Annotated in this window: 17 protein-coding genes, 2 tRNA genes and 1 CRISPR repeat array; of the genes, 17 read left to right on the top strand and 2 right to left on the bottom strand. The window is 27.4% G+C overall.

Annotation, left to right across the window (positions count from 1 at the left end):
* The first annotated feature begins 5 nt into the window (after positions 1-5).
* The 6 genes from CLOPA_RS25465 to CLOPA_RS00430 all read left to right on the top strand — a co-directional run bounded on the left by CLOPA_RS25465 (position 6) and on the right by CLOPA_RS00430 (position 2841).
* Entirely contained in the window at positions 6-158 is a 153-nt protein-coding gene (locus CLOPA_RS25465; protein WP_015613511.1) for a hypothetical protein, read from the top strand.
* Positions 159-700: 542 nt separating this feature from the next.
* Complete coding sequence (locus CLOPA_RS26350; protein ID WP_015613512.1) at positions 701-835, top strand: hypothetical protein; 135 nt, start codon at positions 701-703, stop codon at positions 833-835.
* Positions 829-1245, top strand: a complete 417-nt coding sequence (locus CLOPA_RS00415; protein WP_015613513.1) for a helix-turn-helix domain-containing protein — start codon at positions 829-831, stop codon at positions 1243-1245. The genes CLOPA_RS26350 and CLOPA_RS00415 overlap by 7 nt, the downstream gene beginning before the upstream one ends.
* An 8-nt stretch (positions 1246-1253) precedes the next feature.
* Positions 1254-1865: a hypothetical protein gene (locus CLOPA_RS00420; RefSeq protein ID WP_015613514.1), complete on the top strand. Its 612-nt coding sequence runs from the start codon at positions 1254-1256 to the stop codon at positions 1863-1865.
* Between the two features lie 12 nt (positions 1866-1877).
* Entirely contained in the window at positions 1878-2075 is a 198-nt protein-coding gene (locus CLOPA_RS00425) for a hypothetical protein (RefSeq protein ID WP_015613515.1), read from the top strand.
* 52 nt (positions 2076-2127) lie between these two features.
* A complete protein-coding gene (locus CLOPA_RS00430; RefSeq protein WP_015613516.1) occupies positions 2128-2841 on the top strand; it encodes a sigma-70 family RNA polymerase sigma factor in 714 nt (237 codons plus the stop codon).
* Here the strand turns inward: CLOPA_RS00430 and CLOPA_RS23490 are convergent.
* Positions 2838-3977: an RNA-guided endonuclease TnpB family protein gene (locus tag CLOPA_RS23490; RefSeq protein ID WP_172638594.1), complete on the bottom strand. Its 1140-nt coding sequence runs from the start codon at positions 3975-3977 to the stop codon at positions 2838-2840. The two genes, CLOPA_RS00430 and CLOPA_RS23490, sit on opposite strands and share 4 nt — an antisense overlap.
* 268 nt (positions 3978-4245) lie before the next feature.
* Positions 4246-4534: a CRISPR direct-repeat array (repeat unit 30 nt; unit sequence GCTTAAACATAACCTATGTTAATAGTTAAC).
* Between the two features lie 287 nt (positions 4535-4821).
* Here CLOPA_RS23490 and CLOPA_RS24655 point away from each other — a divergent pair.
* From CLOPA_RS24655 to CLOPA_RS00470, 8 genes are all read left to right on the top strand, one after another.
* The gene (locus CLOPA_RS24655; protein ID WP_155241846.1) at positions 4822-5001 is read left to right on the top strand and encodes a hypothetical protein; all 180 of its coding nucleotides are present in this window, start codon (positions 4822-4824) and stop codon (positions 4999-5001) included.
* Between the two features lie 101 nt (positions 5002-5102).
* Positions 5103-6134, top strand: coding sequence for a hypothetical protein (locus tag CLOPA_RS00440; protein WP_015613518.1), 1032 nt, complete (start codon positions 5103-5105; stop codon positions 6132-6134).
* Between the two features lie 609 nt (positions 6135-6743).
* On the top strand, positions 6744-7214 hold the full coding sequence (locus tag CLOPA_RS00445; protein WP_015613519.1) for a Panacea domain-containing protein: 471 nt from the start codon (positions 6744-6746) through the stop codon (positions 7212-7214).
* 6 nt (positions 7215-7220) lie between these two features.
* Positions 7221-7661: a hypothetical protein gene (locus CLOPA_RS00450; RefSeq protein WP_015613520.1), complete on the top strand. Its 441-nt coding sequence runs from the start codon at positions 7221-7223 to the stop codon at positions 7659-7661.
* 662 nt (positions 7662-8323) lie between these two features.
* A complete protein-coding gene (locus tag CLOPA_RS00455) occupies positions 8324-8767 on the top strand; it encodes a nucleoside deaminase (protein ID WP_015613521.1) in 444 nt (147 codons plus the stop codon).
* Between the two features lie 164 nt (positions 8768-8931).
* Positions 8932-9021 (top strand) — tRNA-Ser (locus CLOPA_RS00460).
* A gap of 190 nt (positions 9022-9211) precedes the next feature.
* Entirely contained in the window at positions 9212-9694 is a 483-nt protein-coding gene (locus CLOPA_RS00465; RefSeq protein ID WP_015613522.1) for a hypothetical protein, read from the top strand.
* Positions 9695-9841: 147 nt separating this feature from the next.
* The gene (locus CLOPA_RS00470; RefSeq protein ID WP_015613523.1) at positions 9842-10321 is read left to right on the top strand and encodes an HD domain-containing protein; all 480 of its coding nucleotides are present in this window, start codon (positions 9842-9844) and stop codon (positions 10319-10321) included.
* Between the two features lie 203 nt (positions 10322-10524).
* On the opposite strand, the gene lgt is transcribed toward CLOPA_RS00470, so the two are convergent.
* Positions 10525-11340, bottom strand: a complete 816-nt coding sequence (gene lgt / locus CLOPA_RS00475; protein ID WP_278246040.1) for a prolipoprotein diacylglyceryl transferase — start codon at positions 11338-11340, stop codon at positions 10525-10527.
* A 182-nt stretch (positions 11341-11522) separates the two neighbouring features.
* On the opposite strand from lgt, the gene CLOPA_RS00480 reads away from it, so the two are divergent.
* The 3 genes from CLOPA_RS00480 (at position 11523) to CLOPA_RS00490 (ending at position 12294) form a co-directional block, all read left to right on the top strand.
* Positions 11523-11732: a hypothetical protein gene (locus CLOPA_RS00480; protein ID WP_015613525.1), complete on the top strand. Its 210-nt coding sequence runs from the start codon at positions 11523-11525 to the stop codon at positions 11730-11732.
* A 22-nt stretch (positions 11733-11754) separates the two neighbouring features.
* Positions 11755-12033: a spore coat protein gene (locus CLOPA_RS00485; RefSeq protein ID WP_015613526.1), complete on the top strand. Its 279-nt coding sequence runs from the start codon at positions 11755-11757 to the stop codon at positions 12031-12033.
* A 171-nt stretch (positions 12034-12204) separates the two neighbouring features.
* Positions 12205-12294, top strand: a tRNA-Ser gene (locus CLOPA_RS00490).
* Positions 12295-12299: the final 5 nt, after the last annotated feature.

Here is a 12299-nt window from a genome sequence, read left to right on the forward strand (position 1 = left end):
TTGTTATGATTAGAATAAAAGCTTCATATTCAAATGAAGCAGAAAAGAAAAAAATAATTGCAGCTTTTAATGGTATTTTCAAAATAAAAAGTATATCTAAAGAATATAAAAAAGAAGGTCCATATAAAAGAATACATTTGGACCTATTAGATAAATAAAAAAAGGCTTACCCAAATGAGTAAGACAATAATAGTTTAGCAACTACATTCTACTTCTTTTGGATCTCCAAATCAAGAGGTAATTATATATGAGCATTTTAATATTGAGAGACTACACTAACTATTGTAATACTAATAATATAGTTCCAGTGTTCCAGGAGCTGTTAAAGTGGAAAAAAATATAATAATAGTATAAAATTAATTACACGATAGATAGTAAATAGCGATATTAAATTTATTTAGAAGGTATTGTAAGATGGAAGAGATAGTTAAAGCTGAAATAGAGTGTTACAAGTTGATCATAAAGTTAAGGAAAAGCAATGCTAATAAAAATAATAATTAAGTCAAACTATTGATATTACTGGATTTACATCAATTTTTATGTTATAATAAATATGAAGATAAATTAAATATTGAAGTACCCCATTCATATGAATGGAAGGCTTAACATAAGACCGCGGGAAAATATATTATGTACCTTTATTGAGGTATGTGAGTATTGTTCCTGCGGTCTTTTTAGTTTTTAGGAAAGGAGTGATCCTATGGATGATAAGGCAAGGAAGGAGAGAAATAAATATATGAGGGAGTGGCGTTCTAAAAATAAGGATAAAGTTAAGGCAGCACAGGATCGTTACTGGGAGAAAAAATCATCAGGGAAGGAGGCTAGTATATGTTAAGTGAAGTTATAAGTCAGCAGCAGGAAGATATGATAACAATGATTATGCAAGGTCGTAATATAACGGATATATCAAAAAAATTGAAAGTTACCAGATCAACTATATATTCCTGGATTAAAAAAGATAATATTAAAGCTGAAATTGAAAGCAGAAAACATGAGATCGTTAATGAAGGAAATAGCTACATCTTACGTGATTTAAAATCCTATATAGATAATGTTAAAGAATTGGCAAGTGATAAGTCAGATAAACGTGTGTGCCTGGCTGCTAACCAGTATTTAATTAATAGAATATATGGTAATCCTACATCAATTATTGATACATCTAATGGTGATGTTGATAATACAAGCGACACAAACCATTTAGAAGAGCTTTTAATACAATTTAAAAATAAGAAGCAGCTTAAATAGGAGGTACAATGAGTAAATTACAATTTATTAATAAATTAAATGAATATCGTAATGAAACAATTACTAATAAAAGTAAAAAAAGTGCAGCCATAAAGGATATGCAGAAAAAAGTAGATGATAAGCAAATTGAAATTGATGCTAAACAGGAGGAATATAATAATAATCCTACGAATGAATTATTTCAGGAATTGTTGGTATTAAAGCAGGAACTACAAAAATTAAAAGTCAATGTTAAGAGTGCTGATGAAATAATTGTTATACCACTAACTAAGACAATAACTCCTGAGGAAGCTGCTAAAGATATTGAGGATTTTATTCAGGGATTAGAACTTGAAAAAGCTAGGGAAGATATAGGAAACTATAAACAAAAATTTCTTGACAGCATCGATGTATTTGATGATAAAATCCATCAGATGCATGAAATTAAAGATGAGATAAGAGAATGTTCTGTAAGTGATGATATTAAGCAGGCAGTATTAAAAGTATTTGAAAACCACAGAGATGTTTATAACTGTGTTGAGGAAATTAAATTGTCTGAACAAGATCTTGTTATTAAACGAGCAGGTATCATGGAAAAAGCAGCACGATTATATATAAGAACGTATTTAAATAAATTTTAGGAGGGTAAAATTATGTTTGAAAAGGATGTTAATAATATGAGTACAGAGGAAATGGCAGCAGAATATTTAAAGATTAGAAAAGCTGATCTAGAGAATAAGGAAGCTGAAAGGATTCAGGCAGAAAGGGCACAGGCAGAAAAATCCGCCCAGGAAAAGGAACTGAATGACACAAAAGCAATTATGGAAAAGACTATGGGAATAAAATTTTAATTAGAAATGGAGCCTTTAAATAGGCTCTTATTTCAATTTAAGGGTGATGGTAATGAGTAATGAAGAATTAGTACAATTGTATAAGAAAGGGGATAAAAAAGCTTTAAATGAGCTTGTGAAGCTGAATGAAAGGCTAGTATATAAACTTTCTAATAAATTCTATGTTGAAAAAAGTAATTCTATAGATAAGGATGATTTAATCCAGGAGGGATTCTTGGGATTAATACTCGCTGCAGATAAATATAGATTTGATATTAAGAATTCATGTAAATTTAGTACCTATGCTGTATACTGGATATACCAAAAGATTAATAGATTTGTTACAAGTAAAAATACTAATGAGGAAGCAAGTTTAAATATACCTATAGGAGAAGAAGATGGATCTGAATTACTTGACTATATAGAGGGAGTAGACTATAGCTTTGAGAATGTGGAAGAGAAAATATATAACCAGGAATTAAGGTTAGAATTAGAGTCAATAATGGACAAAGCTTTAACCTTGAAGGAAAGAGAAATATTAAAGCTGCATCATGGATGGGATAATAATAAGGGTATGAACCATAATGAAATAGGAGAGTTATTCAGTGTTGCCAGTTCAAAAATAAATTATATAAAAAAGAGAGCTTATGGCAAGCTCTGGCGTACTCCTTGGGGTATTGAAAAGGCTAGAGAAGTGCACGTTTATAAGAAAAAATCAAGAAAATATAATTATTCAAGTGTAATGGATGATATAAGTTTTGAACAGAAGTATTTAAAAGATTTTTAAGGTATTTTGGCAAAATTTTTAATAAGTTTTTCTATATTAGGAAGTGCTATATTTTTAGCAGCATTGATATCTGCATGTTCCTCATATCCACAATTAATACACTTAAATATTGATTGATTATTTTTAGAATCTCTATTTAATTTATCTATGCAACCGCATATACTACATCTTTGGCTTGTTTTGTATGGATTTATTATTTTTATATCTATTCCTTTTTCTTTAGACTTATACTTAATTTTACTTTGCATATCAAAATATGGCCAAGACTTAAGAAAATTATTTTCAGGATTAAAGCCTGTTAAATCTTCTAATTGTACAGTTCCACAGTTATGTTTTACTGCGAAATCTACAATATATTTTGAATACTTGTGGTTTAATGTATCTCTAAAATTATTTATTTTATCTCCTATATTTGATGCAGATCTAATTTTAGTTTTAGTACCATGTCCGCTTCTTCCGTCACCTGCAACTTTACAGGAGATTAACATACTTCTTCTTCTAGCTTCTACTTTTTGTCTAAAATGAATTGACTCTTTACCGTCTAATATACATTCTCTATATAATAATTTATCCCATTTTTTTTCATTATTGTCCCATATTTGTAATGTTGCTGTGTTTGTTATTCCAAGATCTACACCAAGAATTCTATTTTTGTCTAATTCTTTAATGTCTGGAACAAAACTAAAACTAATTATAAAATACCATTTACCTTTTTTATCTTGAATTATCTGAGCGGCTCCCTGCTTATATATACCACTTATTATTTTATTTAAAGTAACCTTTTTGTTGTTATCTAATTTATCAATATTAAAAGTTACGTGCCTTAAATCTTGTTTCTTGTTAAATATAGCTGCATCTATTTCGTATCCATTATTTCCTTGTATTATTTTATAATTTTTATTATAAATATAAATTGGCATATTTAGCTTGAAACTTGCTACAGATTTTCTGTAGTTTAAAATGTCTTGTTTATCAGAATTCCATTTTTTTAACACAAATGCATTTGTTTGGCTTACATTTGATGTATTTACTATATTCATTATTTCCTTCATATATCCTTCTACAACATTTCTATATGTTTTGCCAAATAGATCCTTATCTATAGGATATTGACCATTTAATTTTTTATAATTCATTCTTTCATATTCCCACATATAGTACATTTGCATAGCTTTATTACTGGCTTTACATGTCATATATCGAATATTACTTAATGTCTTATTAATATTTGTAAAGTTTAATTGATTACAATTTTTTATGGTTATTTTTATACATTTATTCATATTCCCAAATACACCGACTTTTATAATTTTATATAATTAGATATAAAGTTAACTTAATCAAAAAAATAACAGTAAATTGATTAAAATTGAAAATAGCACATATGGGGGGCATACACCTTAGGCTTAAACATAACCTATGTTAATAGTTAACAATTCCGGACTGTGATAATCCTGGAAGAGCTCATAGCTTAAACATAACCTATGTTAATAGTTAACTTATACACACAACAATTAAACAAAGATCAGATAGGCTTAAACATAACCTATGTTAATAGTTAACAAAAAAGTTTTTGAAATTAAGGTGATTATCTGTACGCCTAAACATAACCTATGTTAATAGTTAACCGTTTTGGTCTTTTAATAATGTATTAGTATCATCCGCCTAAACATAACCTATGTTAATAGTTAACTACTGTATTTAAGGCATTCCTAAAATTAAGTTATGTTTCCAAACGCCTTGCTTAAAGCATTTGCTTGGAATTTTACCAGCTAAAGCTGGAAGGCTTAACGAGTGTTACCAAGCATCAATGATGTCTTATTAGTACTTCTCGCCTTTACGCTGTCTAAGTCAACGTTAAATTATGTAATTATTGTGTCACATGTAGGTAATAATTATTCATAAATTATGCAATAATGCATTAGAGAAAAACAAGATAAAGATTTTAATAATGTAAATCTACGTCAATATGCTCAAGAATTGCACAACGAACTTACAGAATATGATACGCATGAAATTAATCATCACTGTAGAGGGCTGCGTGTAGGTGAAGGTTACAATAGAGAAACTTTAAGAGAAGTTTCTACACAACTTGGTCATGGTAGGGGAAATGCTGTTATAAGGATACTCATTATGTGGGTATCCTTTTTATTTTTTTAAAGTATTATTTTAGAATATTTTTAGTTTCATAATAAAAACAAAATAGTAGGAGGTAAATGTTAAATTTTGTAGAATAATATACAATTAAAGGATGGTGTATTATGAAGAATAAAAGTAAAAAAATATATATAATAAATATAAATGGGATAGCTTATTTTATAATATTTTCAATATTAATTGCTGTTGTTATTTGGTTTATTAGTAAAGGAATGCAAGATGTTAACATTTCTATTCCATTAACAAAGGCATATAGTGTAGATCAAGCAAATGCTATAAATGCATTAGCTAATAATGCAACTGGAAGGATTAATAATACAATAGCTGTAAGTGCAATTTTTTTTACTGTAATTGTAGCATCAATATCGGTGTTTCAATTTGTAAAGATAAAAGATTTTGATAAGATAAAAGAAAATATTTTAATAAATACAGCAGAAATAGAAGAAAAAATAAAAGAAAGTAATTTAGAGATTGTTAATTTACGTGATGAATATATGAAATTAGATATTTTAAGGCAAAATCTAGAATTTAGAAATGCTAGATTACAAGTTGAATTAAATGATTTAAAGATAGATAAATGTTTGAGTGGAAAAGGATATTGGGTAAAAGAATTAAGAGATTTACTTAACAGTAATATAAAATTAGGTGATGAATTTAAAAATTTGCTATCTAAAAGTGAATTATCTGAATTATATTTTCAATTAGGTAAGTCCTATATTGCAACATGTGATATTTATGAAACATACATATATATGAAAAAAATTTTGAAAAAATCATTAGAATTAATTAAAGACTCTAATGAAGATAATCAGAAAATAGATACATATAAACTTATGATAGATATGGAGCAAACCAGAGGAAACTATGAAGAAGTAGCTAAAATACTAGATGATATGGGAAATTTATTAGAAAAAGACATTGAAGAAAATTTATGGTTATTAGCTAATCTAAATGGAGCATGTGGATGGGATAAAATTGATCAGTGTATAAAAATATTAGATCAATTAGATTTTTATTATGGTGTAAAGTGTGTTGAATATATAAAAAGGTATGATGAAGATGGAAGTTTTAATGAATTAAAAACAAATGAAAAGTTTAAAAATAAACTCTATAGTATTATTGGTAAAAATGAATAAAAGTATCAAGATTATAAAATAATAGAGCGGATTTCTCCGCTCATTCCGTTTGTGAAAAGCTATGTATACATTATTTATTAATAACCGACTAGAGCTCACTCCCAAATAATATTGGAAGTGACACGTAAAATTTAATTAAATTCTACGCGTATGGCAATAATTTTAATGTCAAGAACCTTAATAGTTAATAACATAGTTTCTTCACCTCTATTTAGTTTTCTATTAATTTAGTATTACCAGGAATTTTAGAAATATACAATAATTTTATTATGAACATTTAATGGCAAACCTTTATATTATATAATTAAAGAATAGTTGATTAAAATGCTAATATATTGAGAAAAATATAAATATAACAAGATAATATAAGAAAATATATAATAAACATAGAAAATAGAAGTAAATATGAGTTGCAAATTAACAATTTAACTAGATGAACCTTAGTGAAGTTAGGTATTATTGATATAATATTATATAATTATAATAAAATATATACAAAAAACTATAAAAATTAAAAATGCGAATATTAAGAATATTTTTTGGAAATAATAGCGATATTATTGAATATTATATATAAGGTATATTTTTATGAATGGAGGTAAGAGCATTATGTATAAAGCAAAAGAAATAGCTAGATGGTTTTTAATAAGAAATTACGCAGAAGAACAACAAGATAGCGAAATAGAAGAGATGACCAATCTAAAGATACAAAAGCTATTATACTATGCTCAAGGCGTTCATTTGGCTATTGAAGACTACCCATTATTTTCCGATAATATTGTTGCATGGAAGCATGGCCCTGTAGTTGTAGATGTGTACTATGAATATAAAGAAAACGGAGGTAACGGTATAAAATACATACCTGAGCCTTATGATGAAGGGATATATAAAAAACTAGTAGAAGATAAAGAAAACATTGATATGTTAGAGTTTGTTTATAAGGAATTTGGACAATACACAGCATGGAAATTAAGAAATATGACTCACAACGAAAAACCATGGAAAGAAACTGAGCAAGGACAAATTATAAATAATGAATTGATTAAAGAATTTTTTCGTAATGAAATAGTCGAGGTATAGCATTTAATGCCTAAACTAAAGAATAGTGATAAAAAGAAACCTTCAAAAGAAGATATAAAGGGAAGTTATAAATTTAAGCGTATACAATTTAACTTCTCTTTTTTAAGTACAAATTCTGAATACAATTTTAAAAATTTAACAAGGGATATGAAAGCAGATATAATTGATAGATTATGTGAATTATCATCTATGGATTTAGTACAAATACATTCTATTAGCAAGGAACGTGGGCTAGAATATATTGAAGATAAGGGTATATCCATTAAAGCAAAGTGCCATCCTGATTTTTCAAGTAATGAATATATTAAATCTTGTTGCCCTAAAAAGTATTGTATTATTAGAATTTATCCCAATAATAATCCAACGCCAAGTAGAATATTGGGAAGATTAATTGGACATGCTTTTTATATTCATTTTATTGTTATGGATCATAAGTGCTATAAATAAAAATTAGCATTAAAAATTCCCTCCATTTTCCCTCCAAAGTTATTGATAAACTGAAAATAACAATAACTTTGAATAAGAGAAAAGCTAGCAATACCAATGGATAAGAGGGAATACAATTAAATAAATATATCATTAAAATGTGTTTAATCGAAACCATGTGCCGGAGGTTCGAATCCTCTTAGGTGCACCAAGTAAGAAACACTAGAATAATTTAATTATTAAAGTGTTTCTTTTATATTTGTAATTAAATATCAGTATTGAATTTTATATCTTAATTGACAAAATATGTTTAAATTTTAAATACAATAGTTACAATATGGAAAATAAATTGTAACATTAATTTACTATTATAAAAATGTAAAGATTACTTCTTTTAAATATATATTTTAATTTAGCACCAGTTATAACTGGTGTCTCTTTTGTTGTGATAAAGCGGACGTATTTATATAATACAAACATTAACTCGGCAAATAACCTTGCAACTCATTGATAATACCTAATTCTCTATTAAAAATTTTTTGCGTGTAATCTTAGCAGTAACAATACTTGTAGAGATTAATTGCTCAATATAGGATAAAAGTATATAAATTAAGTGTAATGATTATTATAGAATTTAATATTCATAATGTTATAGCATTAAATAAATAGGTAGGAGAAAAAATATGGAGGAATTATATATAAAAGAGGCATTAATAGAAGCTGAAAGAGCAAAACAAATAAAAGAGGTTCCGGTGGGTGCTATTATAGTTAAGGACAATATAATATTAGCGAGAGCTCATAACCTAAAGGAAAGTTTGAAGGACTGCACAGCGCATGCAGAAATATTGGCAATAAGGCGAGCAGCTTCGGTATTAAAAAATTGGAGATTGAATAGTTGTGAAATGTATGTAACATTAGAACCTTGTCCTATGTGCGCTGCTGCAATTTCAGCGTCTAGAATAAGGAAAGTATATATAGGAACTTTTGACCCCAATATGGGAGCGGGAGGATCTGTTGTAAATTTGCTTCAAAATGAATATTTAAATTATAATACAGAGGTTAAATGGATATATTCAGAAGATTGTAGTAAAATTATTAAGGATTTTTTTAAGGAAAGAAGACAATAAATAAAAAAGTGAAAATACATGCTTGAGATTTATACTTGTATAATAGTATAATTAATTAATATGTTAAGTTTCATAATAAGTAAAATATAAAAGTCTAAGGACTAAAAGCTAGTCAAATCAATGCTTGCGAAATTCTGCAAGAGACTAATTAAGTGTATTAATAAGGAGAGATGTCCGAGAGGTCGAAGGTGGCAGCCTCGAAAACTGCTGTGGGGGTGACTCCGCCAAGGGTTCGAATCCCTTTCTCTCCGCCATAATTTTCAATGAAAATAAAAAATGTTTAGAAATTATTTAAAATAAAGGTATTACAGAGCTTTAACCTAACTAAGAGATTTTAAAATGAATATACCTTAATAAAACATTAACAAATTTGCCAAATTAAAGACACAGAACCAATCTAAACTATTATTCATAGATAAATTATTTATAAAGGATGTGTTTTAAGTGGCAAAGTTTAGAACTTTTAATAAGATAGCCATAATGCTATTGGTTTTAACTATGTCTGCATTTTTAATTATGGGATGCCAAAGCAAAAATAGTGGTAGTTCTCAGAATTCTTCAGGGTCAAATGGTGGAAGAACTTTTAATGCAGATGCTGTTAAACAAAGATATGAGCAAGATCTTCAGGCATTAGTAAAGGCTGGTACAATAACGCAGGATCAATCTACTAAAATATTAGATTCTCTTACAGCAAATATGAATAATATGGGACAAGGTAGAAGGAGACCAAATAATCAAGGAAATTCACAAAATAATACTACACAGGGTAATGGTAAGAATAATCAAACAGGCACACCTAGAAATAATCCTTTAAGTAAGTTAGTAAGTGATGGGGTTATAACTCAGGAACAAGCAGATAAAGTAATGCAAGGTTTAAGAGGTAATAGACAAAATTCTAATAATCAAAGTAATCAAAGCAATCAATAATAAAGTGCTTTATAAATACCAATAATTTAAATTATTGGTATTTTATTTTGGTGTTAAATTGAAAAATAATTTAATGAGACCTTAGCTTAACTTGTTTGTTAATATTTGATATAATACTATAAAAACTTAGTTATTATGAGGTGTAGAATGATAGAAGAAATAATAGAATCCATGATCAATTATTTTGGAAATGATGTATCTAGAATTAATCATGCATTAAAAGTACATGGGCTTTCCCAAAATATAGGTAATTTAGAAAGATTGGATGATGATAAACAGTTTATTTTAGAAATTTCAGCAGTTTTACATGATATAGGTATAAAAATAAGTGAAAAAAAATATAATTCATCCTCAGGAAAATATCAGGAATTAGAGGGGCCAAAGGTAGCAAAAGAAATATTGGAGAAATTTAATCTTGATAGTAAAATATTAAACAGAATACTGTATATTATAGGAAATCATCATACTTATTCAAAAATAGATGATATAGATTTTCAGATATTAGTAGAATCTGATTTTTTAGTTAACATATTTGAAGATAACGTTAAAAAAGATTCTATTGAAGTCATAAAAGATAAGTATTTTAAAACTACATATGGTACAAGATATTTAAATAGCATGTATTAAATAAATTGCATAGAGTTATTTATTTATAAAATTCAGATTTTAAATTAATTATCATTTAAACTGAGTGTGAGAAGCAAACTCACACTCAGTAAGATTTATTCATAATAAATAGCATTTATGCAGTATATATACATAATGGTATTAAAGTAAGTGAATATCTATTCCGAAATTAATATATTTTCAAAATTAATAATAAAATTAAGCTACTTTAAAAAATCACCTTTCTTGCGAAGTATAAGCAAAAATACTATCCAAATACCTATACCAAATAAACTTACAAGCTGTGCTACTCTAACAGGACCAAGCATAAGACTATCTGTTCTTAAGCCCTCTATAAAAAATCTTCCTAAAGAATATAAACCTATATAGGTAAATATTGCAATTCCTGTTTTTTTAGTATTTTTTAATAATATAAATAATACAATAAAGACCAAAATATCCCAAATTGATTCGTATAAAAAAGTGGGATGATAATAAATACCGTCTATATACATTCCCTTTTGTATAAAACTCGGGAAATGGCTTATAAAAGCAGCAGAAACTGGCCCACCATGAGCTTCTTGGTTAAAAAAATTTCCCCATCTACCTATTCCTTGAGCTAGTATTATTGAAGGTGCAGCTACATCTGCATACTTCCAAAAATTAAGCTTTTTATAATATGTATATAAATATGCAACAATTAAACCTGTAATAACACCACCATGTATGGCCAGACCACCTTGACGTGTATTAAAAATTTCTGATAAATTGCTTTTGTAGTAACTAAAATTAAAAATGTCGTAATATAATCTTGCGCCTATTATAGCTAGGGGCAAGGCTATTAAAATTATATTAAATAGTTCATCATAATTTATATCTTTGATTTTTGATGTGAAATTAGCAATTATAATACCAATTAACATACCACAGGCTATTATAATTCCATACCATCTTATAGACAAACCTAATATTGTAAATGCTACTGGATTCACTTTATCACTTCCTTTTATATTTTTGAAATTAATAAGTATACTTGAGATAGAATTACTTCAAACATTATTTTACAACATAACTAAAAAAAAATAAATTAATTCATGTAATTATAACAAAAAAATAATATATGATAGAATTTCATATTGGTGCTTATTGACATTATATTTTATTTGTAAAAGGGTAAAATAATTTAGAAATAAAATATTAAAAAATAACTGGAGGTCATATTATGAATGCTACAGCTTCAAAGCAAATAGAAGCCAATAATTTAAAGGTAATTAAAGATGAAATTGAATATGAGTTATTAATGAATAAAAAATTTCATAAATATGCAGATTGTTGTAATGATGCTCAGCTTAAGTCACTATGCACTGAAGCAAGTAATGCCCATAGAGAAAATTTTAATAGTTTAAAAACTTATCTTGATTCACATCAATAATAAAAATTTGGAGGTATATATTATGGAGAGCAATGGTAATTTTAGTGAAAAGGAAATGATGCAAGATCTATTAGCCACAGAAAAACAAGTTATTTCCTCCTACAGCACAGGTATAACTGAAACATCTTGTGCTAATCTAAGAAATACACTTGTAAATAATTTTAGAAGTGCTCAGGATATTCAATATAAAGTATTTGATGCAATGAAACAAAGAGCTTGGTATCCTACTAAGGATGCACCAGAGAATGAGGTTCAACAGCTTAAAACTGAAGTTACTCAAATGGTAAGTGAGTTAAAATAATAAAAATAGGAGCAAGAAAAGAGATTTTAGTCTTTTCTTGCTCCTATTCTGTATTTTACAGTAAAACCAAAATATTTAATAATTAATGCTAATATTTACTTATTGACGAAGTAAAATTAAAAGTATATAATAAACTGCGTGACAATTTGTTCTGTAAATTGTATAAAATATGGAGAGATGTCCGAGCGGTTTAAGGAGCACGCCTGGAAAGCGTGTGTTGGGGAAACTCAACCGGGGGTTCGAATCCCCCTTTCTCCGCCATTAAA

The organism is Clostridium pasteurianum BC1 (assembly GCF_000389635.1).
In the GTDB taxonomy this organism is placed as follows: domain Bacteria; phylum Bacillota; class Clostridia; order Clostridiales; family Clostridiaceae; genus Clostridium_I; species Clostridium_I pasteurianum_A.